The 25,286-nt window shown below is 68.3% G+C and carries 24 protein-coding genes and 1 tRNA gene; 14 read left to right on the forward strand and 11 right to left on the reverse strand.

The genetic code is table 11. The annotated features are described in order from the left end of the window. The first annotated feature begins 93 nt into the window (after window positions 1-93). A complete protein-coding gene (locus tag ACIOVG_RS10965) occupies window positions 94-591 on the forward strand; it encodes a hypothetical protein (protein WP_400872994.1) in 498 nt (165 codons plus the stop codon). Window positions 592-707: 116 nt separating this feature from the next. Continuing rightward, complete coding sequence (locus ACIOVG_RS10970) at window positions 708-1,688, forward strand: DNA topoisomerase IB (RefSeq protein WP_400872997.1); 981 nt, start codon at window positions 708-710, stop codon at window positions 1,686-1,688. 1 nt (window position 1,689) lies between these two features. Here ACIOVG_RS10970 and ACIOVG_RS10975 read toward each other — a convergent pair whose 3' ends face one another. Together ACIOVG_RS10975 and ACIOVG_RS10980 are read right to left on the reverse strand one after the other, a co-directional pair. After that, window positions 1,690-2,694 carry a hypothetical protein gene (locus ACIOVG_RS10975; protein ID WP_400873000.1) on the reverse strand — a complete coding sequence of 335 codons (1,005 nt, stop codon included), beginning with the start codon at window positions 2,692-2,694 and terminating at the stop codon, window positions 1,690-1,692. 3 nt (window positions 2,695-2,697) lie between these two features. Further along, window positions 2,698-3,192, reverse strand: coding sequence for a hypothetical protein (locus ACIOVG_RS10980; protein WP_400873003.1), 495 nt, complete (start codon window positions 3,190-3,192; stop codon window positions 2,698-2,700). Window positions 3,193-3,346: 154 nt separating this feature from the next. Between ACIOVG_RS10980 and ACIOVG_RS10985 the strand changes: the two genes are divergently transcribed. Further along, window positions 3,347-5,830: a tetratricopeptide repeat protein gene (locus ACIOVG_RS10985; RefSeq protein WP_400873006.1), complete on the forward strand. Its 2,484-nt coding sequence runs from the start codon at window positions 3,347-3,349 to the stop codon at window positions 5,828-5,830. A gap of 26 nt (window positions 5,831-5,856) precedes the next feature. Here ACIOVG_RS10985 and ACIOVG_RS10990 read toward each other — a convergent pair whose 3' ends face one another. Together ACIOVG_RS10990 and ACIOVG_RS10995 are read right to left on the reverse strand one after the other, a co-directional pair. Then, window positions 5,857-6,714, reverse strand: a complete 858-nt coding sequence (locus ACIOVG_RS10990; protein ID WP_400873009.1) for a 3-hydroxyacyl-CoA dehydrogenase — start codon at window positions 6,712-6,714, stop codon at window positions 5,857-5,859. A gap of 60 nt (window positions 6,715-6,774) precedes the next feature. After that, the gene (locus ACIOVG_RS10995) at window positions 6,775-7,212 is read right to left on the reverse strand and encodes a MarR family winged helix-turn-helix transcriptional regulator (protein ID WP_400873012.1); all 438 of its coding nucleotides are present in this window, start codon (window positions 7,210-7,212) and stop codon (window positions 6,775-6,777) included. A gap of 98 nt (window positions 7,213-7,310) precedes the next feature. On the opposite strand from ACIOVG_RS10995, the gene pepN reads away from it, so the two are divergent. After that, a complete protein-coding gene (pepN, locus tag ACIOVG_RS11000; protein ID WP_400873015.1) occupies window positions 7,311-9,794 on the forward strand; it encodes an aminopeptidase N in 2,484 nt (827 codons plus the stop codon). Here the strand turns inward: pepN and ACIOVG_RS11005 are convergent. Together ACIOVG_RS11005 and ACIOVG_RS11010 are read right to left on the reverse strand one after the other, a co-directional pair. After that, complete coding sequence (locus tag ACIOVG_RS11005) at window positions 9,791-10,672, reverse strand: aminoglycoside phosphotransferase family protein (RefSeq protein WP_400873018.1); 882 nt, start codon at window positions 10,670-10,672, stop codon at window positions 9,791-9,793. The two genes, pepN and ACIOVG_RS11005, sit on opposite strands and share 4 nt — an antisense overlap. Window positions 10,673-10,674: 2 nt before the next feature. After that, the gene (locus tag ACIOVG_RS11010) at window positions 10,675-11,313 is read right to left on the reverse strand and encodes an MBL fold metallo-hydrolase (protein ID WP_400873021.1); all 639 of its coding nucleotides are present in this window, start codon (window positions 11,311-11,313) and stop codon (window positions 10,675-10,677) included. 151 nt (window positions 11,314-11,464) lie between these two features. Between ACIOVG_RS11010 and ACIOVG_RS11015 the strand changes: the two genes are divergently transcribed. Then, a tRNA-Glu gene (locus ACIOVG_RS11015) sits at window positions 11,465-11,537 on the forward strand. A 169-nt stretch (window positions 11,538-11,706) separates the two neighbouring features. Here ACIOVG_RS11015 and ACIOVG_RS11020 read toward each other — a convergent pair. Both ACIOVG_RS11020 and ACIOVG_RS11025 read right to left on the reverse strand, forming a co-directional pair. Further along, a complete protein-coding gene (locus ACIOVG_RS11020) occupies window positions 11,707-12,816 on the reverse strand; it encodes a DUF4349 domain-containing protein (RefSeq protein WP_400873024.1) in 1,110 nt (369 codons plus the stop codon). Next, window positions 12,813-13,370, reverse strand: a complete 558-nt coding sequence (locus ACIOVG_RS11025; protein ID WP_400873027.1) for an RNA polymerase sigma factor — start codon at window positions 13,368-13,370, stop codon at window positions 12,813-12,815. Before ACIOVG_RS11025 ends, ACIOVG_RS11020 begins: the two co-directional genes overlap by 4 nt. Before the next feature lie 264 nt (window positions 13,371-13,634). On the opposite strand from ACIOVG_RS11025, the gene ACIOVG_RS11030 reads away from it, so the two are divergent. Continuing rightward, window positions 13,635-14,642, forward strand: a complete 1,008-nt coding sequence (locus ACIOVG_RS11030; protein ID WP_400873030.1) for a TerC family protein — start codon at window positions 13,635-13,637, stop codon at window positions 14,640-14,642. 12 nt (window positions 14,643-14,654) lie between these two features. Beyond that, window positions 14,655-15,005, forward strand: a complete 351-nt coding sequence (locus ACIOVG_RS11035; RefSeq protein WP_400873033.1) for a DUF2834 domain-containing protein — start codon at window positions 14,655-14,657, stop codon at window positions 15,003-15,005. On the opposite strand, the gene ACIOVG_RS11040 is transcribed toward ACIOVG_RS11035, so the two are convergent. Continuing rightward, window positions 14,968-15,564 carry an LON peptidase substrate-binding domain-containing protein gene (locus tag ACIOVG_RS11040; protein WP_400873036.1) on the reverse strand — a complete coding sequence of 199 codons (597 nt, stop codon included), beginning with the start codon at window positions 15,562-15,564 and terminating at the stop codon, window positions 14,968-14,970. The two genes, ACIOVG_RS11035 and ACIOVG_RS11040, sit on opposite strands and share 38 nt — an antisense overlap. 36 nt (window positions 15,565-15,600) lie before the next feature. On the opposite strand from ACIOVG_RS11040, the gene ACIOVG_RS11045 reads away from it, so the two are divergent. Beyond that, window positions 15,601-16,098, forward strand: coding sequence for a DUF427 domain-containing protein (locus ACIOVG_RS11045; RefSeq protein WP_400873039.1), 498 nt, complete (start codon window positions 15,601-15,603; stop codon window positions 16,096-16,098). A 21-nt stretch (window positions 16,099-16,119) separates the two neighbouring features. On the opposite strand, the gene ACIOVG_RS11050 is transcribed toward ACIOVG_RS11045, so the two are convergent. Both ACIOVG_RS11050 and ACIOVG_RS11055 read right to left on the reverse strand, forming a co-directional pair. Beyond that, window positions 16,120-17,433, reverse strand: a complete 1,314-nt coding sequence (locus tag ACIOVG_RS11050; protein ID WP_400873042.1) for an LLM class flavin-dependent oxidoreductase — start codon at window positions 17,431-17,433, stop codon at window positions 16,120-16,122. Beyond that, on the reverse strand, window positions 17,430-18,725 hold the full coding sequence (locus tag ACIOVG_RS11055; protein ID WP_400873045.1) for an O-acetylhomoserine aminocarboxypropyltransferase/cysteine synthase family protein: 1,296 nt from the start codon (window positions 18,723-18,725) through the stop codon (window positions 17,430-17,432). Before ACIOVG_RS11055 ends, ACIOVG_RS11050 begins: the two co-directional genes overlap by 4 nt. 187 nt (window positions 18,726-18,912) lie before the next feature. Between ACIOVG_RS11055 and leuC the strand changes: the two genes are divergently transcribed. The 6 genes from leuC (at window position 18,913) to ACIOVG_RS11085 (ending at window position 25,276) form a co-directional block, all read left to right on the forward strand. After that, window positions 18,913-20,370 carry a 3-isopropylmalate dehydratase large subunit gene (gene leuC / locus ACIOVG_RS11060; RefSeq protein WP_400873048.1) on the forward strand — a complete coding sequence of 486 codons (1,458 nt, stop codon included), beginning with the start codon at window positions 18,913-18,915 and terminating at the stop codon, window positions 20,368-20,370. A 2-nt stretch (window positions 20,371-20,372) separates the two neighbouring features. After that, window positions 20,373-20,969 carry a 3-isopropylmalate dehydratase small subunit gene (leuD, locus tag ACIOVG_RS11065; RefSeq protein ID WP_400873050.1) on the forward strand — a complete coding sequence of 199 codons (597 nt, stop codon included), beginning with the start codon at window positions 20,373-20,375 and terminating at the stop codon, window positions 20,967-20,969. Between the two features lie 67 nt (window positions 20,970-21,036). Next, a complete protein-coding gene (gene murA / locus ACIOVG_RS11070) occupies window positions 21,037-22,404 on the forward strand; it encodes a UDP-N-acetylglucosamine 1-carboxyvinyltransferase (protein ID WP_400873053.1) in 1,368 nt (455 codons plus the stop codon). Beyond that, window positions 22,401-23,165 (forward strand): lysophospholipid acyltransferase family protein, encoded by a 765-nt coding sequence (locus tag ACIOVG_RS11075; protein ID WP_400873056.1) that lies wholly within the window; start codon window positions 22,401-22,403, stop codon window positions 23,163-23,165. The genes murA and ACIOVG_RS11075 overlap by 4 nt, the downstream gene beginning before the upstream one ends. Continuing rightward, window positions 23,155-24,288: an NAD(P)H-dependent glycerol-3-phosphate dehydrogenase gene (locus tag ACIOVG_RS11080; protein ID WP_400873059.1), complete on the forward strand. Its 1,134-nt coding sequence runs from the start codon at window positions 23,155-23,157 to the stop codon at window positions 24,286-24,288. Before ACIOVG_RS11075 ends, ACIOVG_RS11080 begins: the two co-directional genes overlap by 11 nt. Beyond that, complete coding sequence (locus ACIOVG_RS11085) at window positions 24,194-25,276, forward strand: D-alanine--D-alanine ligase family protein (protein WP_400873061.1); 1,083 nt, start codon at window positions 24,194-24,196, stop codon at window positions 25,274-25,276. The genes ACIOVG_RS11080 and ACIOVG_RS11085 overlap by 95 nt, the downstream gene beginning before the upstream one ends. The last annotated feature ends 10 nt before the right edge of the window (window positions 25,277-25,286 follow it).

A 25,286-nucleotide genomic window follows, 5' to 3' on the forward strand; every position in this document is an offset into this window, starting at 1 on the left:
GTCTGGCGCATCACTTGCTCGACCGGGTCCCGGTCGTCAGATCTCCATCGAATGGGTGAGGTCGCAGCGCCACGGCGGGAATAGGCTCCCAGCATGGCCCTCGAACCGCTTCTCCTCCGTCTTGACCGCATTGCCGGAGGGAGACAGGCCGGCGTCGAGATCAGCGAGGCGAATCGCACCCACCCGCGCACCCGCCGGGCGTTCACCTGGATCATCTGGTTGCTCGTCGTCGAACTGCTCATCGGCGTCGGCGCCGTCATCGTCGCGCTCGTGCTGGCCGTGGAGGGCGAGCCGGTTCCGCTCGCGGTGTGGATGCGTACGGTCGTGGTGCTGGCGATGACGGCGACCCTGTTCTACTTCGCCTGGCGCGCCGCACGAGGGTGGCGATGGGCCTACCTCCGTCTGCGACTGTTCGCGCAGATCTTCCCCATCATCACGCTCGTGATGGCGGCCATCCCCGGACTGTATCCCTTCTGGATGGTCACGGAGCAGATCGTGTTCAGCCTCATCATGATCGGTATCGCCGACTTCCTCACGAGCGACCACATGCGGGCCATGTTCCGCGATCCCACTGTCGAGATCCCCTCTTAGCACCATCCTCCTGCCACAGGCCAGCCCCTTCTCGGCCGGAGCGATGCGCATCATCCTGGGCCGATGATCGTCCTCATGCCTTCGTCCCCGTTCCCGGAGCAGGTCAGGGGCACACGATGACCGCGCTCGTGAGGGTCGTGCCCGGCGAGGATCTCGGCTACCGTCGACGTCGCTCCGGCTCGGGCTTCCGCTACGTCGACCAGGACGGCCACGCGGCGCCGGAACCTGATCGCGAGCGCATCCACGATCTCGTCATCCCACCCGCGTGGGAGGACGTCTGGATCGCCGCCGATCCGCTGGCGCACATCCAGGCCGTCGGCACGGATGAAGCGGGGCGTCGTCAGTATCTCTATCATCCGCTCTGGCGCGTGCGTCGCGATCGGAGCAAGTTCCGACGAGCACTCGATCTGGCGGAGCGACTGCCGCGCGCGAGAGCGCGCGTCACCAGGGCGCTCGGCGACGAGACGCTGTCCCGTGAGCGAGTGCTCGCCACCGCGTTCCGGCTGTTGGACGATGCGGCCCTTCGGGTCGGCTCCGAGCGTTATCTGGTGAAGCACGGCAGCCGCGGGCTGACCACGCTCCGTCGCCGCGACGTGCAGATCACGGCATCGACCGTCGCTCTGTCGTTCCCTGCCAAGAGCGGGCAGACCGCCTCGATCGAGATCTCCGATGCACCGCTCGCCGAGGTGCTCACGGAGTTGTCGGCCGGCCCCGATCGCGCCTTCCTGCTGGCGTACCGCAAGGGTCGGCGGAGGGTGCGCATCACGCCCGCCGAGGTGAACGACTACCTGCGCCGCGTGACCGGAGGGGTGTTCTCGGCGAAGGACTTCCGCACCCTGCATGGCACGATCCTCGCCGCCGATGCCCTGGCGCGGATCGGAGTGCTCGACACCACGGCCGAGCGCAGGAAGGCCGAGCGGCTCGCGGTGCAGGCGACGGCGACCGCGCTGGGCAACACGACCGCTGTCGCCCGCGGCAGCTACATCGATCCGCGCGTCTTCCGCCTGTACGCCCGGGGGACGACGCTCGATCTGACGGTCGCCCCCGAGACTGCAGTGCGGCGGCTGCTCGCGGAGAAGCCGCGTCGCGGGCGCTGACTCACGCGGCGAGCTGCAGCCAGATCAGAGCGATGAGCATCGGGATGAGCGGTGTCAGCACGGCCACGATGATCGGCCAGAGTCGGATGCGGGTCTCCAGGGTGCGTGCGGCAGCCGAGAGAGTGTCGCCGCTGCGGCGCGGAGAGATCGGATCCAGCGGGACCGCCCCCTCATCGCGGTACAGGAACGTGCGACGGCCGAACCGCTCGTGGAGCACGCCGATCACCGTGAGGAAGCGGTCGAGCTCGGCGAGATCGGTGAGATCGACCGCCGGGAAGTAGACGTGCAAGGTGCTGTCGACGATCTCCAGATCGACATCCGGGCTCGTATCCAGCAGCACGGCCATCAGATCGGGGGTGAGGACGTAGAGAGCGTCCGTTTCATAGCCGGGCGGGACCGAGACTTCGAAGACATCGCTGAAGTCACCTTCCAATCGCAACTCGGTGCGGCCGCGGGGTCGTCGCGGCAGCAGGCTGAGCGCGCCCCGACCACGTCGTGAGCGCAGCGTGATGCGGGGAGCCTCGCTGGGCAGCGGGATGCGCACCGCTCTGATCGTATGGATGGTCGAGCCCTCGCGATCCCCGATGGTGAGGATGCGCTCGGCGGAATCGAACGGAATGGGGCTGGCGCGGGCATCGAGGTGATCCCGAGAGGATCGGGCGGACCGCTCGACCTGCTCATCGATCGAGCCACCCCAGATCCAATCGCTGACGTCGGGCCGGAACGTCCATCCCATCGCACCGGCGATCGCGAGCAGCTGCGATCGCCGGCGCGCCGCGCGCAGGATGGAGGTCGACGCGTACGCGACGGCCGCTCCGCCTGCGAGCACGACCAGGAGCTGCAGTGCGAGCAGAGACCCGCCGCGGAGCTCGAAGCCGACGGGCAGCAGGTACAGGGCGACCGGTGCGCAGACGGCGAGATAGGCGAGCGATATCGCCGCGACCAGGATGCCGGGGCGCGGCGCCAGACGGTCGGGCAGCGCCTCTTCACGGCGGGTCACGGCCACCGATCAGGGCTTGTAGACGATGGCGATGTCGAGCTGCCCGCGCTCGCGAACCCAGGCGAGCCAGTGCGGTTCGTCGCCGGACAGGCGCTGGATCGGGATGACGTAGATGCCCTGCTCCGGCCGGCTGAGCGCACGGAACTCCGGCTTCTTCGAGATCCAGATGGTGCCCCCGCCGTCCCACGGCTCGAGCCAGGAGTACACGTAGCCGTGCTCCCGCAGGTTGATGCGGTCGGCGAGGGCTTCGGCCTGAGACATGAGCTCGGCGAGCACCTCGCGGGGAACCGTCCCATCGAGCGTGAAGGCCGCCACGTCGTAGATGTTGTTGTCTCCGTAGTCGCGCGTGGCGAGGATGCTGAGTTCGGTGACCCCCTTGTCGCGATTGCCCGTCCACAGGGCGTGTGAACTCTTCGCCCTCTTGTTCATGAGGAATCCACCGAAGTTCGCCTTCTGATAGGCGAAGTCGTCGAGTTTCGCCGCGATCTCTGTACGTGTGGTCATCGAGTCTCTCCTGTTCAGCGGGCGGCGCGACTCGCCTCCCGCTGAGCGAGCCTAGGAAGGGCGTCTCCCTGCTGGCGACTTCCCGAACGACCCCGAACGACCCCGAACGTGGATGTCGCATCCGTGGGCCTCGGTCTGTCTTAGGCTCGGAGACATGGCGGCCCCCCGAAGCCTCGACGAGCTCTGCAGGGATCTCGGCAGCAGGCGTTCCGCCGCCGGATCTCCCTCCTATGCCGAGATCGCCCGACGCATCGGTGCGCTGCGCGGGGGAGCAGAGCCCGCGAAGGTGACCGTCTACGACTGCTTCCGTCCGGGGCGCCGCCGGGTGGATGCTCGGCTCATCGGTGAGATCGTGCGCGTGCTCGGCGGAGACTCGGCCGAGGCTGCGCGATGGCAGGAGTGCGCGGGCGTGCTGAACGGAGACCGGCGCGGAGCACACATCGAGACGACGTTCGCGCCTCGTCGGGCGCCGGGAGCGGAGATCGGGCGTGAGGAGCTGATCGCCTCGCTTCCCCCGGCGGAGGTCACCCTGCTGTCCGGGCTGCCGGGAATCGGGAAGAGTACGCTCGCCTCGGCATTGGCACCGGCGGGAGCTGTCCTCACTGTCGACCTGCGCGGATCGGATCCGGATCGGCCGGCACCGGATCCGATCGACGTCCTGCGCCGCATGCTGGGAGGCTGGGGCAACCGCTCCCTGCCATATGAGCTTGCCCGGCTGCGGGAGCGTGTGCGCGCCGAGGCGGCGGGCCGAGTGGTCGTGATCGAGGATCTGGGCTCCGGGTACCCTGTCGCGGAGCTCATCGTGCCTGGAGTCCGCTACGTGCTCACCTCCCGCGTCGACCTCGAACCGATCGCGGTACGGCTGCGGGAGCAGGGTTTCACCGCTGTCCACCGTGCGCTCGGGCCGCTCGACGATGGGGCGTCCAGAAGACTGCTCCACCATATGCTCGCCGACCGGGATGCGGCCGGTGCCGGCAGGCCAGATGCTCCACTGGAGGGCGACGCTCTCGACCGGATCGTGGCAGTCGGTGGGGGGCTTCCCCTCGACCTGGCGATGCTTGCGGGCATCGTGGGAGAACACCGCGGGTGGACTTTCGACGACCTGGCTTCCCGCTTCGAGCAGGAGCCGCGCGATGCGCGCATCAGGCCGGTGCTCGAAGCGGCGACCCGCTCTCTGCCCACGCGCGATGCGGGGCTTCTGGCCGACATCGCCCTCCTCGACCGCGAAGTGGATGAGCGCCTTCTGGTGGGCGCTCTGGGGAAGAGCGCGGAGAAGCAGTTGGAACGGCTCAGAGCTCGTCACCTGATCGAGCGACGCGACGGGCGTGTGCAGATGCACGCGACGGTGTTCGCCTTCGCCGCAGATCGCTCACGGTCGCTGCGCCCTGCCTCGACGCGCCGCGCTTTCGTCGAGCGGATGTCGGACGCGCTGCGCGAGTCGATCGCCGATGACGGGGATTACGCCGCGCGGGAGGCGGGCACCGTTCTCGCCGTGGCGAGCGCGGCTCGGGAGCACGGTCTGGACGGTGCTGTCGAGCAGTTGGCGATCGCGGCGCATCCGGGGCTGGCGCGCTGGTCGATGTGGGATGAGTCCCTTCGTCTGCACGACCTCGCCGCACGCGGCGCCGCTCTCACCCTCGTCCCCGACATCGCGCTGGGGATCGCCCAGTGCGCCGAGAAGCTCGGACGATTCGATCAGGCTCTGGTGACCCTTCATCGCGTGCGACGAGTGGCCCAGGGGGCGGCGCTCGCCCGGACGTGGAATCAGATCGGCAACGTGCAACGCTGGATGAGCCATCTCGACGACGCGCTGGTGTCTTACCAGAAGGCGATCGACGTGGCGCGCACCTTCGACGATCGCGTGGTCGAAGGGCGCGCGATGGGGAACCACGCGGATACGCTCCGCATCGTGGCGCGGTACGAGGAGGCGGAGCGCCACTACGCCGCCGCGCTCGAGATCGCGCTGGCAGCCGGGGACGAGCTCAACGTCGTGATCGTGCGGGGAAACAGAGCCCTGTGTCTGCTGGCCGTCGGACGCCTCGACGAAGCGCGGAGTGAACTGCACGCCCTTCTCGAGGCTTCGCAGGGACGCTCACTGCCGTACGTGAGGCGCACGATGGCGCTGATCTCGGAGGCGCGCGGTGACGACACCGGTGCGCGGGAGTGGATCGGTGATGCTCTGGACTCCTCGCGCGGCTCCGGCGAGTACGGAACGGAGGCCGACCTGGTTCTGCTCGGCGCCCGCATCGATGCACGCGAAGGCAGATCGTCGCAGGCGAGGCGGGCAGCCGAGGGTGTGCTCGCCGATGCGGAGCGGGCCGGGTCCCCGTTGATCGCCACTGAAGCGGCCAACTCGCTGGCAGAGATACTGCTGAGTCGCGACTCCCTGGCGGGGGCGGATCGTGCGGCGGTTCTCGCCGAAGCCGAGCGCCATGCGCGGGAGGCGCGAGGCATCGCAGAGGCCACCGGTGACCGTGCGGAGGTGGCTCGCAGTGACGGCATCCTGGCGCGTGCCGCTTGCGCGGCCGGTCACCGCACGCGTGCTGTCGAGCTGGCATCGGCGTCGCATGAGCTGTATCGGCGACTGGGACATCGAATGGCCGGCGGACACGACTCAGCGGCCGACACCTCGGAGTGAGGGCGACCGCTGAATCGAGGTGTCGGTCAGTTGGCGCGGGGGTAGGTGTAGAACCCCTCGCCGGTAGCGACGCCGAGCTTCCCCTGATCGATGTAGCGCTCCTTGATGAGGTCGGCGAAGGCCTGCTGCTTCGCGTCGCCCATCCGGGAGATGTTGTAGGCGGTGGTGAGCCCGACGATGTCGTAGATCTCGAACGGGCCGGCGGGGGCGCCGGTGCCGATGCGCCAGGTGGCGTCGATGGCCTCGGGCTCGGCGATGCCGTCGACCAGGAGCTCACCGGCGGCCTGCAGGAAGGGCACCAGCAGCGAGTTGAGCAGGTAGCCCGCCTTCTCCTTCTTGATCTCGATCGGGACCATGCCGATCTCGCGCGCGAACGCGACGACCTGCGCGTAGACGGCGGGGTCGGTGGCGGGGGTGCCCATGACCTCGGCGGTGTTGTGGGACCAGATCTCATTCGCGAAGTGCAGTGCGAGGAAGCGGTCAGGGCGGCCGGTCGATTCGGCCAGGGCGCTCGGGAGCAGGGTCGACGAGTTCGTGGCGAAGACGGTGGTCGCGGGAGCGGCGGCGGCGATCGTGCGGTAGATGCCCTGCTTCAGCTCCAGGTTCTCCGGAACGGCCTCGATCACGAGATCTGCGGCGGAGACGGCATCGGCGAGGTCGGCGCTCAGACGGATGCGCGGGATCGCGGCTGCTGCGCCTCCGTCGGTGGCTCCCGCGACCCCGTCTGCCTCGTACCGTGCGGCGAGGCCCTGGAAGCGCTCGGATGCGCGATCGAGGGCCGGCTGGTCGATGTCGTACGCGACGACGTCGAATCCGTGGAAGGCGGTCTGGAACGCGATCTGTGATCCGAGGACGCCGGTGCCGAGGACGGTGATGTTCTTCATTTCTCTTCCTTCTGTGGTGACCTTGTGGGTCGGGTTCTGCGAGTGCACCGAGGCGCCCGGTCAGGGCTGTTCGGCGCTGTGGTCGAAGCGCTCGAGGTCATGGGCGAACCGGGCGACCTCGTCGTCGGTCCACGCAGCGAGGTGCGCGTCGATGATCTGCTGCAGCGTGTCGAGCGTGCCGCGGTACGCGGCCGTTCCGGCGGGCGTGAGTTCGAGCGGGCGACCGCGCCCGGAGTCGCTGGGCACCTCGCGGACGATCCCGAGCGAGGTGAGCGCGGCGAGTTGGCGGGACACGGTGGAGCGGTTCAGCCGGAACATGCGCGCTATGTCGATGGAGCGGATGCCGGGTTGTTCTGCGATGGCCATCACGATGGATTGGTCGGTGACGGACAGGGGGGTGTCGCCGAACCGTGCGTCGGCCAGGCCACGGCGTGAGATCGCGACGAGGGAGCGGAGCACGGTCGCGCTGTGCTGATCTCGTCGTTCTGCGGTTCCCATCGCGCCTCCTGTTGTCTTAAGCAACACTACGCTCCACTGTTGCATTCCGCAACAGTGGAGCGGCCGGTGCCAGGGGCGTCGGATGACAGGATGGATGCATGGACACCGCCAATCTGACCCGCGAGGAGACGGCGGCGCGATCCGCTGCCGTCGTCGTGAACAGCATCCGCGTCGAGCTCGACCTCACGGCTGCCGCCGATCCGGGAACCACCGGTTTTCCGACCGTGACGACGATCGACTTCGCCTCGTCGTCGCGCGAGACGTGGCTCGACTTCATCGGCGAGTCCGTGAATCGCGTCACGGTCAACGGGGTGGAGCAGACGCCTCGTCATGACGGCGCCCGGATCGCGCTGCAGGGGCTGGCGTCGCGCAACGTGGTCGTGGTCGAGGCGGTCGGCGCGTACAGCCGCTCCGGCGAGGGGCTCCACCGCTTCGTCGACCCGGCAGACGGCGAGACCTACCTCTACACGCAGTACGAGCCGGCGGATTCGCGCCGGGTGATGGCCTGCTTCGAGCAGCCGGACATCAAGGCGCCGTACACGTTCGTGGTGCACGCTCCGGCGGGGTGGGAAGTGCTGTCGAATCAGGCCGTTGTGGGCCGGGAGAGTACGGACGAGCGGCAGCGCGTCGAGTTCGCCCCGACCCTGCCGATCTCGAGCTATATCACCGCCGTCGCCGCCGGACCCTATGCGCGCGTCGAGGGAGAGTGGTCGCGTGAGGATCAGCGGATCGCGCTCGGCGTGTTCGCCCGGCGCTCGCTCGCGCCGTATCTGGAGTCCGAGGAGATCCTGGATGTCACCCGCCAGGGGCTCGACTTCTTCACCGAGGCATTCGCGTATCCGTACCCCTGGGGCAAGTACGACCAGATCTTCCTGCCCGAGTACAACCTCGGCGCGATGGAGAACCCGGGCCTGGTGACGTTCACCGAGGCGTATCTGTCCCGGGGAGCCGCGACCGACGCGCAGCGCGCCGCGCGGGCGAACACGATCCTCCACGAGATGGCGCACATGTGGTTCGGCGACCTCGTCACGATGCGCTGGTGGGATGATCTCTGGCTCAAGGAGTCGTTCGCCGACTACATGGGAGCGCACGCCTCCGCCGCGGCCACCCGGTTCACCGACGCCTGGGTGAAGTTCGCCGCCAACCGCAAGGCCTGGGCCTACCAGCAGGATCAGCTCCCCACCACGCATCCGATCGTCGCCGACATCCCCGACCTCGAGGCGGCGAAGCTCAACTTCGACGGCATCACGTACGCCAAAGGCGCGGCGGTGCTCAAGCAGCTCGTCGCATTCGTGGGCGAGGACGCATTCTTCGAGGGCGCACGGCGGTACTTCGCCGCCCATGCGTTCGGCAACACGACGCTCGATGATCTGCTCGCGCAGCTGAGCGCCGTCTCCGGGCGCGACATGAGCGATTGGTCGCAGGCGTGGCTCGAGACCACCGGGATGTCCACGCTCGCGCTCGAGGAGGCTGCAGACGGCACGGTCGAACTCGTGCAGACGGATCCGCGTCCGCATCGCCTGCGCATCGGGCTCTACGGACGTGAGGGTAACCGCATCGTGCGTCAGCAGCAGGTGTCGCTGGACATCGCCGCACCGCGTACGCTCGTCGACCTTGACCCGGCGGAGCTCGTCATCCTGAACGATGACGACCTGACGTATGCGAAGGCGCGGCTCGACGAGCGGTCCCTGCGCACCGTCGAGGCATCACTGTCGGCGGTCGAGGACCCGCTGGCGCGGGCGCTGCTGTGGTCGTCGCTGTGGAACTCGACACGCGACGGCGAACTCGATGCCTCCCGATATCTCGCTGTCGCCCGCGCGCACGCGCCGTCGGAGTCGAACATCGGCCTGCTCACCGGCGTCATCGCCAACGCCGCCTACGCCGTGCGTCACTTCGTCCGGGACGAGCGGCGCGCCCAGGAGCAGCGGGCGTGGACCGAGACCGCCTGGGCGGCTCTGCAGTCGGCGGATGCCGGCAGCGACGCGCAGCTGAGCTGGGCGCGTGCCCTCGCCGGCGCCTCGGCCTATGACGATCTCCACAGTGCCGATCTGCGCGAGATCCTCGACGGTGCGGCACCGGAGGGACTCACGGTCGACCCCGATCTGCGGTGGCAGCTGCTCACGGCCCTCGCCACCACCGGGCATGCGACGGTCGAGGACATCGAGGCGGAGGCTGCGCGCGACGCCACCGGCAGCGGACGCACGGCGGCGCGTCGAGCGTTGGCGTCACGACCGGATGCCGATGTGCGACGTGCGGCCTGGGACGTCGCCTGGGACGATCTGACGCTCAGCAACGACCACCTGGACGCGGAGATCGCTGGCTTCCGCGCCGGCGGCCGACGCGATCTGATCTCGGCGTTCGACGCGGCTTACTTCGCGCGCATCGGAGCGGTGTGGAGCTCGCGCAGCATCGAGCTCGCCCGTCGCCTGGTCATCGGACTGTTCCCCGCGACGGACTCGCTCGCGCTCGTCGACACCTGGCTCGCCGAGAACGAGACGGCGCCGGCGGCGCTTCGTCGCATCGTGATCGAGCAGCGCGATCATCTCGCGCGCGAGCTGCGGGTGCGGGGTGCTCAGCGTTAGTCCGCCGCGCGCAGCTCCTCGGCCGTGCTGAGCCCCACCGCGCGATAGTCCGGGCGGTCGTCGCTCTGCGTGAGCAGCATGAGCGAGATGTAGGCCGCCCAGCCGCGCGCGCGAGTCCAGGTCGGCTCGTCGTAACCGTCCGTTGTCGCGGCCCGGAAAGCGGAGCGCCCTGGTGCGTCGAACAGCATCCAACTCGCGGCCAGGTCGTAGGCAGGGTCACCGGCGGTCACATCACCGAAGTCGATCAGCGCCACCAGCCGCGTGCCTTCGACGATGATGTTGCCCGGGTGCAGGTCGCCGTGGATCCATACCCGTTCCGTGCTCGGCGGGGCGAGCAACCCGAGTTCCCATGCGTCGCGAAGCGGAGCCGCCTCGGCAGAGGCGGGCAGGCGTGAACGCATCGCCTCGTCCCGATTCTGCAACGGCACGCCGCGGACCGGGTTGTGCGGCGCATCGGCGGGAGCAGGGGAGTGCAGCGCCGACAACGCTGCTGCGAGGGCGGGCGCCCACGACGCGTTCTGCCGTCGCGGCGTGGTGAGCGCGCTACCGCCCTCGATCCAGGGGATCACAGACCACGGCCAGGGGAAGCGATCCGTCGGCACTCCGCAGACGAGGGGTGCGGGGACACGGACGCCGACGGACGCGAGTCGAGGGGCGATCTCGGGAAGCGCACGCTGCTCGTTCTCGATCAGCGGTGCGGCTGCGGCGCGTCGCGGCACCCGCACGGCGAAGTCCTCGCCGAGGCGCCAGATCGTGTTGTCCCAGCCATCGGCCAGACGTGTCAGGGGCAGCGCGGCGATGCGAGGCGCCGCAGCACGGAGCAGATCGCGTAGTTCCCAGTCAGCGAGCGCGTGTTCGGCGGCGGGGGAGTCGGCCATGCTCAGAGGTCGAGCGACTCACCGGGTTCGAGCGCGAAGAACTCGCCGCCACCCTGCTCCGTCGCCCACTGCAGGCGCCCGCGGTGCATCGTCTTGCCGGCGACCGAGAGCGTCATGTCGTGGGTGCCGAATGCGCGCCGGGGCTTCACCGCCAGCACGTAGTCCATCGCGTCGCCGATCTTCAGCCAGGGAGCGCCGACAGGTGCGGCGAGCGTGTCGACGTCGATGCCCTCGGGCACGGCGTACGAGTCGCCCGGGTAGTACAGCTTCTCGTTTACGAGCACGCCCACGTTGTCGACCGTCGGGATCGAGGAGTGGATGACCGCGTGCGTGCCGCCGAAGAAGCGCAGGGTGAACTCGCCGACCGTCACGGTCTCGCCCGGTGAGACGACCGTGATGTCGTAGCCGTCGGCAGCCGCGGCCACGCCGGAGGGCGCGAAGACGGGTGTGCCTGGGGCAGCGCGCAGGAGGCGGTCGAGGTGCTCCGGAGTCCAGTGGTCGGGGTGTTCGTGCGTGAGCACGATGCCGACCAGGCCGTTGAGGTCGTCGAGCGGGGTCGTGAAGGAGCCGGGATCGATCACCAGCGTCTCGTCGCCCTGATCGATGCGGAGGGTGGCATGTTCGAACTTGGTCACGCGCATGGGAAGAGTCAACTCCTTCTGGGGTCTCCGGGCAAACCCGATATGGGCTCGCCACGCCCGGGAGTCCGGTACTCTCGGCTCGATTTGGCGCTGCAAGAATCGTCGTGGCATACTTGAACGGTTGTCGCGGGACGGAAACGCTCCGCCAGACGGCCCCATCGTATAGCGGCCTAGTACGCTGCCCTCTCACGGCGGTAACGCGGGTTCGAATCCCGCTGGGGTCACACAACACACGAAAGCCCCCGGTTCTCCCGGGGGCTTTCGTCGTATCCGGCTCGTGTCGCGGAGCGAAACGGGAACTCCCGGGATGTTCCGTCGCCCCCGGGCATCCGTGTGGGCGCAGACGAGAACGCCGCCCCCGATCGACGATCGGGGCGGCGTTCGGCACCGTCCTCAGTCCGTCGTCGTCTCCGTGCTGATCGGTTCAGTGCGCCGTGCCCGACGCGCGCGACGGATGAGCCAGACGATCAGCGCGACGACAGCCGCGATGCCGAGCCACGGGAGGATGAATCCGACCGCGATGACGAGGGCGTTGAGGGAGACGACCAGTCCGTTCCACCCGGCGAGCACACCGTCCGTGAAGCCCGCGGGGTCCGCGGTCGTCGGCGCGGCAGCGCGGGTCAGCTCGACCTGAAGAGTCGACATGGCCACCTGGTCCTCGACAGCGGCGAGCTGCTGCTCCCACGATTCGAGCTGAGCCTGTCGATCGGTCAGCGCGACCTCGGCCTCGATGAGCTCGGAGACGCTGCCCGACTGCGCCATGAGCTCGGTGAGGCGCTGCACGGACGCCTTGGTCGCATCGACGCGAGCCCGCAGATCGATCGCGGTCGCGGTCACATCCTGCTTCGAGATCGACGACGACAGCACGTCGCCGGAATCGCCGAGTTCGCCGATCACATCGGTGAGGTCTGCCGACGGCACGCGCACACTGATCCAGCCGTATCCCTGGTCGGAAGGCGCAGGGGCGGAGGTGTCATCGAGCGCCATGTCCTTTCCGACCTGCGTGCTCTCGACGTAGCCGCCATGCTTCTCAGCGAGTGCGGTCACAGCGGCGGCGGCATCCGGGATGTCCTTCACCTGGAGAGTCACGTTCGCCGTGGTGATGATCTCCCTATCGGCGTCCCCGGACTCGGCGCCCATCAGACCAGACGGCGCGGTGACGTCGCCGGACGCCTCGGATGCCACATCCGTGCTCCTATCGATGGAACCCGCACCCGAATCGGCGACGGATCCTCCCGACATGTCGGAGCTCTCCGCCGTGCTCATCACGCTTCCGGACCCCACGGCGCCGAGGATCGGCGGAGTCACGATCACTCCGACGGCGAAGGCTGCGGCGATCCCCGCCCCGGTCAGCCAACGCCGGCGACGCACGCGTGACCGGGTGGCGGCGCGTGCGGCAGGGGTACGTTCCTCGGCGATCTGCGCGAAGACCGAGTTCTCCATGCGCGCGATCGCCTCGTCCGACAGCTCCGGCAGCTCTTCGAGGGGGGTCTGGTCGTTCATGCGTCTCTCACTTCCTTGACGGCGCCGCGCAGTTGGGTGCGCACTCGCGAGAGACGGTTCCGGACCACCGCATGGCTCACACCCAGCTCATCGGCAGCAGCCTGGTAGGCGTAGCCCTCCGATGCGCACAGACGAAAGATCTCACGGTCGAGCTCGTTCAGGGTGCCGACCTCCGCAGCGATCCGCGCGGCGAGAGCGGCCGTGATGACCTGCTCCTCCACGCTGACGGTGTCCGGGACGTTCTCGTCCAGGACATCCGCCGTGTGGGCCTGATCCCGTCGCCGCTGGCGCAGCCGATTCGCCGCCTGGAAGGGGCAGATCGTCGCCAGCCACGGCAGGATCGACTCTCCCTGCAGCTCGAGGCCGGGCAGCTTGCGCCAGGCGACCACGAAGGTCTCCTGGGTCACGTCCTCGGCATCGGTGGACGATGCGAGGATGCCGTTGGCGATCCAATAGACCGGTCGAACGTGGGCCCGGTACAACTCGCGGAAGGCGCTCTCGTCACCCGCCGCGGCCTGTGCCGCCCACTTCTGATCACTCGTCTGCACGGGCATCCTGATTCCGTTCGGTGTCTCTCACCGGGAAAGTGTCGACAGAAGCGCCATCGTCTCAGAATCGATCGATGAAGTCACGTCACCGCGAACGGTCCCGCACCCCCGCAGGCTCCGCTAACATGGGCATCGCGAGGGGGAGTATCCCGTATCCGCGCGTAACGTCATCACGAGCACCACTACCGCTGCTCCGGGCGCGCGACGCACTCTGTGCGGGGGAGAGACTCTCGGTGATCAACGACCCCTCTCGAAAGGCGCAGTGCGCGCGTGAACATTCCTGTCTGGTTCGAAGTCGGCTCGCTCGTCGTCCTCGTACTCATCCTCATCGGCGACCTGATGCTCGTGCGCCTTCGGCCGCACATCCCGTCGACCAAGGAATCCACGCTGTGGGTCGCGTTCTACGTCGGCCTCGCGCTGGTGTTCGCCGGACTGCTGTACCTGTTCGCCGGCGGACAGTTCGCCGGAGAGTTCCTCACCGGCTGGGCGCTGGAGTACAGCCTGTCCATCGACAACCTGTTCGTCTTCGTGCTGATCATGGCGCAGTTCGCCGTGCCTCGACGGCTGCAGCAGATGGTGCTCATGGTCGGCATCATCATCGCTCTGGTGCTGCGCGGGCTGTTCATCCTGCTCGGGGTCGCGATCATCGAGAACTTCTCGCCGATCTTCTACATCTTCGGCGCCTTCCTGATCTACACCGCGATCCGCCAGGCGATGCCGGACGGCGACCATGACGGCGAGGTGCAGCGCGAGAACTTCATCGTGCGGCTGCTGCGCCGTCGCATCGACATCAGCGAGGAGTACGACGGCAACAAGCTGCGCACGGTCGTCGACGGCAAGCGCATGTGGACGCCGATGATCATCGTCTTCGTCGCGATCGGTGTGACCGACCTGATGTTCGCGATCGACTCGATCCCTGCGATCTTCAGCATCACGCACGACAGCTTCCTGGTGTTCACCGCGAACATCTTCGCGTTGATGGGGCTCCGCCAGCTGTACTTCCTGCTGGGCGACCTGCTCGACCGGCTGCGCTACCTGCACTACGGCATCGCGATCATCCTCGGATTCATCGGCGTCAAGCTCATCCTGCACGCCATGCACGAGAACGAGCTGCCGTTCATCAACGGCGGCGAGCACATCGAGTGGGCGCCGGACATCCCCATCTGGATGTCGCTGACGGTGATCCTGGTGGCTATGGTCGGTGCGACCGTCGCCAGCCTGATCGCCTCATCGCGTGAGAAGCGCGCCGCGAAGGACACGGCAGCGATCGTCGAGTGAGATCATGGCGCCATGACCCGTCACTGGACGCCCCTGGCCCTCTTCTATCTCGTGCTCGCGCTGGCCGGGCTGGTCGGGACCTGGGTGTTCAACGTCATGGCGATCACCCAGATGACGGACTTCATCGGTGATCTGATCCGCAGCGGCCCGGCGGTGTCGTCGATCACGGTCGATCTGCTGGTCGTGGCGATCGCGGGGAGCGTGTTCATCATCGTCGAGGCCCGGCGCCTCGGGATGCGGCGGGGTTGGTTCTACGTCGTGATCTCGGGTGTGACCGCGTTCGCGTTCGCCCTTCCGCTGTTCCTCGCGATGCGCCAGCGTCACCTCACTCGGCTGACCACAGCAGCTCCGCCTCGAGCGTGAGATCGATCACCTGGCCCAGCAGCCCTCCTGTGGTGGTCGCCTGCAGCAGGGAGTACCTGTCGTACTCGCCGAGCGGAGCGATCGCCGCGAGCTGCCAGGCGGCGGCGCCGGGGGAATCGGAGAGCTCGGTCGCGGGATCCCACCGCGCATCGGGCGCGCTCGCGAGGGTGCGCCGCACGATCCGCTCGGCCTCGGCGCGCAGCGGGGTGAGCCCGTCATGCCAGTCGAGTGGGGCGAGCCGGGTGACCTCCGCCCGCGGATACGGGTCGTCGTCGAGCCACGCGTCCACCACGAAGCGTTCGGTGCCGACCGACACGGTGTGGAGCACGTCCGCGCCCGCCGCGACGCTGATCAGCCGTGCCATCGTGCCGATGCGGCTGCGCCGGTCGCCACCGCCCACCTCGTGTCCACGCTCGATGAGCACCACGCCGAACTGCGCGTCGTCCTCGTCGAGCAGGCGCCCGATCATGGTGAGGTAGCGCGGCTCGAACACGCGCAGCGGCAGCGGGGTGTGCGGGAAGAGCACCGACCCCAGCGGGAACATCGGTATCGCGACCATGACCCCAGTCAACACCGAGCGACGTACAGTGAACAGATGCGCAGGCCTGTTCCGATCATTCCCGCTCCCGGTCAGGAATCCGTGTGGGACTATCCCCGACCGCCACGCGTGGAGCCGGTGGCGGAGCGGGTGACCATCCGCCTCGGCGGCGCGCTGATCGCCGACACCCGTGACGCCGTGCGGGTGCTGGAGACCAGTCACCCTCCGGTGTACTACCTCCCGCTCGCCGACTTCGTCCCCGGTGCGCTCGTGGATGCCCCCGGCTCCTCGTTCTGCGAGTTCAAGGGTGCCGCGCGCTACTTCGACGTGCGCGGCGGCGAGACCGTGCGCGAGGGCGCGGCCTGGAACTACCCGCACCCGTCGTCAGGTTTCGAGTCGCTGACGGAGCGGATCGCCGTGTATGCCGGTCCCATGGACGAGTGCACCGTCGGCGGCGAGGTCGTCGTGCCGCAGCCCGGCGGCTTCTACGGCGGGTGGGTGACGTCGTCCGTCGTCGGGCCGTTCAAGGGCGTGCCCGGCTCCCTGGGCTGGTGATCCGGCTCGGTCGAGTCGGAGTCAGAACGCCCGCAGGTTCGCCTGCAGGCCGCCGTCGACGTAGTCGCGACGCAGGATGCCGCGTCGGCGCAGGATCGGCACGAGTTCATCGAGCGTGCGGTGCAGCGTCACGGGGTGGAAGTCTCCCCAGAGGAGCACCCCGTCATTGCCCCACTCGCCCAGCTCCTCGATGAGGTCGGCGAACTCCTCCGCGGTGCCGACGAACCCGGAGCGATCGTTGATGCGGCCGGCGCGCACGAGTGCGGTGAGGTGCGCACGCAGCGGTGCGCCCTCGCCCCGATCGCCGATCAGGCGTTGGATGCTTCCGCGGGACACGTGTCCACCGAAGATCGACAGGTCCAGAGGCTTGTCGAGATCCAGGGCGGTCAGATCGGTCTCCAGATCGCTGGACTGCTTGCGGGCGATCTGCACGAGGGCGGCATCATCGGGGTGCGTGGACGCGGCGACGATCCGATCCGCCTCCTCGACCGACGAGGTGATGACGGGCTGGATCGCGAACAGGATCTTGATGTCCTCCGGTCGCCGTCCTCTCGCGATCGCCGCGTCGTGGACCTTGGCGCGGTAGGCACGCACGGATGCTTCATGCAGGGGCGCCAGAGCGAGCTGCACGTCGGAGTTCGCTCCCGCGAAGCCGAGACCGCGCCCGGAGCCGCCGGGAGAGACGATGGCGGGCTCCCCGTCGGTGAAGGGGAGCGCGTTGAGGGGACCGTCGAAGGCGAAATGCTCGCCGCGGTGCCGGACCGTGCGGAGCTTCGCGCCGTCCGCATAGATCTGTGTGCCACGGTCGGCGATCAACGCGCCGTCGTCCCAGCTGTGCCAGAGCGCGCGGATGCCGTCGAGCCACTCTTCCGCACGATCGTAGGCCGCGTCGTGGTCCAGCTGCGGCGCATCCGAGAAGTGCCGAGCGCTGCCGGTGTCCGTCACGACGTTCAGTCCGAGCCGGTGCCCGCTCAGGTGCTGCAGTGTGGCGAACTGGCGGGCGGAGGTGAACGGCAGGGAAGCCGCGGGGTTCACGGTCGGGACGACGCCGAGGTGCGTCGTCGCCTGGAACAGGTACGGAGCGAGCAGGAGCGGATCGTGCTTCGGTCCGCCGAATGCATGACGCACGCGGATGTCGATCGTCTCGGGCGAACCGAGTGAGGGACTGTCCTCGATGATGACGAGGTCGAAGCCGGCCTGCTCGAGAGTGCGTGCCGCTTCCTGGTAGATCTCCGGACGCGTCCAGTCATAGTCCCAGTCGAGCGAGGGGTAGCCCCAGCCCTGCGGGCCGAAGCCGCGGGCGAGGAACCAGCCGAAATGCTGCGGGCGAGTCATGCGATCGCCGCTTCCGTCGCGGCGAGGACCTGGGAGAGGTCGCCGATCAGATCGCTCACGTCCTCGATCCCGATCGAGAGGCGCAGCGTGCCGGGGCGCACCCCGAGGATCTCGCGCTCTTCGGGGCTGCGCTGCGCATGGCTGGTGGTGCCGGGGTGCAGCACGAGGGATCGGACGTCGCCGATGTGGGTCATGTGCACGAACACCTCGACGCTCTCGATGAAGCGACGCGCGGCAGGCAGCCCTCCGCGCAGCGTGAAGGTGAAGATCGACCCGAACCCGCCGTGGAGGTAGCGGACGGCCTCGGCATGGTCGGGGTGCGAGGGCAGCCCGGCGTAGTCGACGCTCTCGACCTCCTCCTGCGCCTCCAGCCATCGAGCGATCTCGAGGGCGTTGCGCGACTGGCGCTCGACGCGGAGGCCGAGCGTCTCGACGCCCTGGCCGATCAGGAAGGCATTCAGAGGTGAGGGAGATGCGCCGAAGCGGGGCGCGACGGACTCCCGTGCGTAGGCGATGCGCGCATTGCCGCCGTGGCGCGCCGCGACGCTGGGTACGTCGCCGCGACCGGGAAGGACGAGGTGCGGCGCGTTGTGCCCGTGCCGGGCGGCATCGAAGCGGCCGTCGTCGATGATCACGCCGCCGAGCACCGAGCCGTGACCGGCCAGGAACTTCGAGGCGGAGTGCACGACGATCGCTGCGCCGTGCTCCAGGGGGCGCACCAGGTACGGCGTCGCGAGCGTGTTGTCGACGATCAACGGGATCGCGGCCTCGTCGGCCACGGCGCTGACCGCCGCGATGTCGAGGATGTCGTTGCGGGCGTTCGCGATCGACTCCGCGAACAGCGCGCGCGTGTTCGGACGGATGGCCGCACGCCATGTCTCCGGGTCGTGGATGTCGTCGATGAACGTGGCCTCGATGCCCAGTCGCGCCAGGTTGTCGACCAGGAGACCCCGTGTCCCCTCATAGATGTGGGTCGAGCTCACGATGTGGTCGCCCGCACCCGCGACGGTCAGGAACGCCGTGACGACGGCTGCCTGACCGCTGGCGACGAGCACAGCATCCGCTCCCGACTCGAGGGCGGCGAGCTGGCGCTCCACCGTGCGCACGGTCGGGTTGCCCGTCCGGGTGTAGCCGAAACCCGCGCCGGTGCCGAAATGGTCGGCGGCATGGTCGAAATCGTCGAACTCGAAGCCCGCCGTCAGGAAGATCGGAGTGGCCCGCGACGTGGCCGTCTCCCGGGTGCGGCCGGCGTGCACCGCACGGGTGGTGAAGTGGGTGGAGTCGGCGGTCATGCGGGTACCTCTCGATCGGGCAGGTCTCAGTAGAGTGTCACGGCGGATCACACCGTGCTGAAGCGGTGGTAATCTGACGTCATGCGGATCGTGCTCCTTCTTAGCGGCCGCGACGAGACCTCGTTCTGAGCCCCTCCTCGTCGCGGAGTCCATCGTGGGCCGAACCGCCAGCTTCAGGAGACACGCAATGAACACCCCCGCATCAGGTGCCGATCACGTACGCCCCCGCACACTCGCCGAGAAGGTCTGGGATGACCATCTCGTCGTCAAGGGCGAGAACGGCGAGCCGGACCTCATCTACATCGACCTCCACCTGGTCCACGAGGTCACCAGCCCGCAGGCGTTCGACGGCCTGCGCAGCGAAGGGCGTCCGCTGCGTCGCCTGGATCTGACGATCGCCACCGAGGACCACAACACCCCGACGTGGGAGATCGACAAGCCGATCGCCGATCTGACCAGCCGCACGCAGATCGAGACGCTGCGGCGCAACGCTGCGGAGTTCGGTGTGCGTCTGCACTCGCTGGGTGACGCCGAGCAGGGCATCGTGCACGTGGTGGGCCCGCAGCTCGGCCTCACGATGCCGGGCATCACCGTCGTGTGCGGCGACTCCCACACCTCTACGCACGGCGCGTTCGGGGCCATGGCCTTCGGCATCGGCACCAGCGAGGTCGAGCACGTGATGGCCACGCAGACTCTTCCTCTGAAGCCGTTCAAGACCATGGCGATCACTGTCGACGGCACGCTGCGCCCCGGCGTGACGGCGAAGGACATCATCCTCGCGGTGATCGCGAAGATCGGAACCGGCGGGGGACAGGGCTATGTGCTCGAGTTCCGCGGCAGTGCCATCCGCGCGCTCTCCATGGAGGGCCGCATGACGATCTGCAACATGTCGATCGAGGCCGGTGCGCGCGCCGGGATGGTCGCCCCGGACGAGACCACATTCGCGTACCTCGAGGGCCGTCAGCACGCGCCCAAGGGGCAGGACTGGGACGACGCGGTCGCCTATTGGCGCACCCTTCCCACCGACGAGGGCGCCACGTTCGACGCCGAGGTCTTCATCGATGCCGACGAGCTCGAACCGTTCGTGACCTGGGGCACCAACCCCGGTCAGGGCAGCTCGCTGTCGGCTTCCGTCCCTGATCCCGCCGAGATCAGCGACCCCAACGAACGTGCGGCCGCCGAGCGGGCGCTGGAGTACATGGATCTCGTCCCCGGGACCCCGCTCAAGGAGGTCCCCGTCGACGCGGTGTTCATGGGGTCCTGCACGAACAGCAGGATCGAGGACCTCCGCGCGTTCGCGTCGATCATCGAGGGGAAGAAGAAGGCGGACGGCGTGCGCGTCATGGTCGTCCCCGGATCTGCCCGCGTGCGGTTGGAGGCCGAGGCCGAGGGCCTCGACAAGATCATCACGGACTTCGGGGCGGAGTGGCGGTTCGCCGGCTGCTCGATGTGCCTGGGGATGAACCCCGACCAGCTCGCTCCGGGAGAGCGCTGCGCCTCCACCTCCAACCGCAACTTCGAGGGACGCCAGGGCAAGGGGGGCCGGACGCACCTCGTGTCCCCGCTGGTCGCTGCGGCGACCGCCATCCGCGGCACGCTGTCCAGCCCCGGCGATCTGCTGGTCACCATCGGAGAAGAGGCCTGATCATGGAGAAGTTCACCACCCATACCGGTATCGCAGCGCCGCTGAAGCGCTCGAACGTCGACACGGACCAGATCATCCCCGCGGTGTTCCTGAAGCGCGTGACCAAGACGGGGTTCGAGGATGCGCTGTTCCACGCCTGGCGTCAGGATGACGAGTTCGTGCTGAACCAGCCCGTCTTCCAGGGCGCGTCCGTGCTCGTCGCCGGACCTGATTTCGGCACCGGCTCGAGCCGTGAGCACGCCGTCTGGGCGCTGCGCGACTTCGGATTCAAGGTGGTCCTCAGCCCGCGGTTCGCCGACATCTTCCGCGGCAACTCGGGCAAGCAGGGCCTGCTTGCCGCGACGATCTCGGAAGAGGATCTCGAGCGCATCTGGGCCGAGATCGACCGTGTTCCCGGGGCGAACATCACCGTGGACCTCGAGGCGCGCACCGCTTCGATCGGCGACATCCAGGCTGACATCGGGATCGACGATTACACTAGATGGCGGCTCCTCGAAGGGCTCGATGACATCGGGCTTACGCTGCGCAACGAAGACAAGATCGCGCAGTTCGAGGCCCGTCGCGAGTCGTGGCGGCCCCGGACCCTCCCCGTGCAGTGATACGGAAGGGGCGGGTGGCCTGGGGGCGACCCGCCCCTGATTTTCCGTGAATGAAGTGAGGCTCCGAATGACGACACCCGTGCGCGATGCTCTTCCGGACGGAGTCCCCGCTCTCACCGGAGACGTCCTCGCAATTCGAGGAGGACGACCGCTGCGCGGCCGCGTCGACGTCAAGGGGGCGAAGAACCTCGCCACCAAGGCGATGGTGGCCTCCCTCCTGGGCGATTCGATCAGCGTGCTGCGCGACGTACCCGCGATCAGCGATGTGGCCGTGGTGCGCTCGCTGCTCGAGGTGCACGGTGTGCGCGTTTCCGACGGCGACGAGCCCGGCGCGCTGGTGTTCGACCCGAGTGATGTCGAGTCCGCGCACTTCGAGGAGATCGACGCGCACGCGGGGGCATCCCGTATCCCGATCCTCTTCTGCGGTCCGCTGCTGCACCGTCTCGGACAGGCTTTCATCCCCGACCTCGGCGGATGCCGCATCGGCGACCGGCCGATCGATTTCCACCTCGACGCGCTGCGCAAGTTCGGCGCGATCGTCGAGAAGCTCCCCAGCGGCATCCGTCTCTCCACCGGCGGAACCCGTCTTCACGGCGCGAACATCCACCTTCCGTACCCGAGCGTCGGCGCGACGGAGCAGGTGCTGCTGACCGCCGTCCGTGCCGAGGGCGTCACCGAGCTGCGCAACGCGGCGATCGAGCCGGAGATCATGGATCTCATCGCGGTGCTGCAGAAGATGGGCGCCATCATCTCGTACGAGCCCAACCGGGTCATCGTCATCGAGGGCGTCGAGAAGCTCCGTGGCTACGACCACCGTTCGATCTTCGACCGCAACGAGGCCGCATCGTGGGCCTCTGCTGCACTCGCGACCGATGGTGAGATCTTCGTCGGCGGCGCCAAGCAGCAGGAGATGCTCACGTTCCTCAACGTCTTCCGCAAGGCAGGCGGATGGTTCGACATCCGTGAGGACGGAATCCTCTTCCGTCGTGGCGATGAGCTCAAGCCCGTCGTCGTGGAAACCGACGTACACCCCGGCTTCATGACCGACTGGCAGCAGCCTCTCGTCGTCGCGCTCACTCAGGCGAACGGGCGCTCGGTCGTGCACGAGACCGTGTACGAGAACCGGATGGGATTCACCGAGGCTCTGGTCAAGATGGGCGCCGACATCGTCGTGCACCCGCGTGGCCTGCAGGCCGGTCCGCGGCGTGTTCCGCGTCGTGACCTCGAGCAGGCGGCCGTGATCACCGGCCCGACGCCGCTGCACGGCGCCGACATCGTGGTGCCCGACCTCCGTGGGGGGTACAGCCACGTGATCGCCGCTCTCACCGCGTCCGGCGAGTCGAAGGTGTCGGGTGTCGACATCCTCAGCCGCGGTTACGAGAAGTTCCTCGCCAAGCTCGACGCCGTCGGCGCTGACTTCGACGTCATCCGGTGACGCCGGTGTCTTCCGGTTCGGGGGAGAAGTCACGGCCGAGCCTGTTCTGGCCGGTCGCGGCGATCGTCGTGCCGTTGGTCTCGCTGATCGCGAAGGTGCGGATCACCGGTGCGGAGAAGCTGCCGCGCACCGGTGCGTTCGTGCTGGCGCCGAATCACTACTCCGAGTTCGATCCGCTGATCGTCGCTCTGGCGGTGTGGCGGATCGGTCGCGCTCCGCGGTTCATGGCCAAGGAGAGCCTGTTCAGGGTGCCGGTGCTCGGATGGGTGCTGCGTCGCACGGGCATGATCCCGGTCGCGCGCACCTCATCCGCGTCGTCGGCGAAGCAGACCATGAAGCAGTCCGCCGAGCTGGTCGAGCACGGTCGCGGGGTCATCGTGTATCCCGAAGGCACGCTCACGCGCGATCCCGGGCTGTGGCCGATGCGCGGCAAGTCCGGAGCGGTGCGGCTGGCCCTCGCCGACGGCATCCCTCTGATCCCGATGGCGCAGTGGGGTACCCAGGAGATCATGGGGCGCTACCAGAAGGGTCTCAGCCTGTGGCCGCTGCGCAAGCCGGTGCAGGTCATCATCGGGGATCCCGTCGATGTGTCCGATCTGCGTGGACGGGCCGGCGAGCAGACTGCGCTCAACGAGGCGACGAACCGGCTCATGAACGCGATCACTGCACTTCTCGAAGAGCTGCGCGACGAGAAGGCGCCCGCTGAGCGCTGGAACCCCGCGACGCACGGTCAGAAGGAGACGGGTCGTCTTGACTCCTAAGAGAAACGCGCCCGCAGGTCCCCGGACGACCGTGATCGGTGCGGGCAGCTGGGGAACCACATTCGGCAAGATCCTCGCCGACGGCGGCGCTCAGGTGACGATGTGGGCGCGCCGCGCCGAGCTCGCGCAGGAGATCAACGAGGCCAAGCGCAACTCCCGGTACCTCCCCGGCATCAACCTGCCCCGCACGATGGCGGCGACTCATGAGCTGGCCACTGCGATGCACGGCGCCGAACAGGTGTACCTGTCGGTGCCGAGCCAGTCGCTGCGAGAGAACCTCAAGGCGCTGCGGCCGCTGCTCTCCGAGAGCGACGCGAAGATCGTCAGCCTGATGAAGGGCGTCGAGCGCGGTACAGGACTGCGCATGAGCCAGGTCATCCAGCAGGAGCTGCGCTGTGACCCCGACCGAATCGCGGTGGCCTCAGGCCCGAACCTCGCCTTGGAGATCGCCCGCGAGCAGCCGACGGCTGCCGTCATCTCCTCGCGGAGCCAGGAGACGGCGGAGATCGTCGCGCGAGCCGCGCGGAACAGCTACTTCCGCACGTTCGTGAACACCGACGTGATCGGCACCGAGTTCGGCGGCGTGCTCAAGAACCTGATCGCGGTGGCGATCGGCATCGTCGACGGCGTCGGCTACGGCGAGAACACCAAGGCATCGATCATCACCCGCGGGCTCGTGGAGATGACCGACTTCGCGGTGGCGAACGGAGCGCACCCCGAAACGCTCCAGGGGCTGGCAGGACTGGGCGACCTGATCGCCACCTGCCAATCGCCGCTGAGCCGCAACAACACCGCCGGGCGCCTGCTCGGACAGGGATACAGCTTCCAGGACGTCGTGAAGCAGATGCAGCAGACCGCCGAGGGACTCGCGTCCGTGGCGCCGATCCTGCAGCTCGCACGCGAGTCCGAGGTGCACATGCCCATCGTCGAGCAGGTGAAGATGGTGCTGGACGGGAAGATGGATCCCCGCGACATCGCACCCCACCTGACGACGGACGACGACACCCCCCAGGGTGAGAGGACCAACCATGGACAAGCAGACGGTGGTGGTGCTCTTCGGAGGACGCTCCAGCGAGCATTCGATCAGTTCCGCCACGGCGGGGGGCGTGCTGGGCGCGATTGATCGCGACCGCTACGACGTGATCCCGGTCGGGATCACCAGGGAAGGGGCCTTCGTCCTCGAGGACGACGACCCCGCCAAGTTCCCGCTGGATGCCGAGCACCTGCCGGAGGTCGTCGACAACGGCAGCCGCGTGCGCTGGCCCGAGCCCGGCGGCGACCGCACACTGCGCGTCGTGCACGCCGACGGCACCGTCGAAGGCCTCGGCGAGATCGACATCGTGCTGCCGATCCTGCACGGCACGCATGGCGAGGACGGCACGATCCAGGGATACTTCGACACTCTCGAGGTTCCCTACGCCGGCGGCGGTGTGCTCGATTCGGCGCTGTGCATGGACAAGCACTTCATGAAGATCGCGCTCCAGTCGGCAGGGATCGCGGTCGCTCCGTGGGTCACCGTGCGTCGCAGGGAGTGGGCGGCCGATGCCGCGTCGATCCGTGAGGATGCAGCGGCGCTGGGCCTCCCGCTCTTCGTCAAGCCCGCGCGCGCAGGCTCCAGCGTCGGCGTGTCGAAGGTCACCGTGCCGGAAGAGCTCGACGCCGCGCTCGCCCTGGCGTTCGCCGAGGACGACAAGGTGCTCATCGAGACCGGCGTCACCGGCCGCGAGATCGAGGTCGCCGTCCTGGAAGGCGCCGAGGGTGTCCGTGCCTCGCTTCCGGGCGAGATCGTGCTGACCTCGCGCGGCTTCTACGACTTCGAGGGCAAGTACCTCGGCGGAGATGGCGTCGACGTCGTGTGCCCCGCCGAGCTCACCGATGCGGAAGTGGCGGCGATCCAGTCCGCCGGTATCCGCGCGTTCGAGGCCGTCGACGGGCGGGGACTCGCCCGTGTCGATATGTTCCTCACCGCGGCGGGTGAGCTGGTCGTCAACGAGCTCAACACGATGCCGGGCTTCACCCCGATCTCGATGTTCCCCAAGTGCTGGGTCGCGTCGGGGCTGAGCTACGGCGATCTGATCTCGGAGTTGATCGAGGCGGGCCTGCGCCGCTGACCCGGTGCGT

Source organism: Microbacterium sp. NPDC087591, from assembly GCF_044743625.1.
GTDB lineage: Bacteria > Actinomycetota > Actinomycetes > Actinomycetales > Microbacteriaceae > Microbacterium.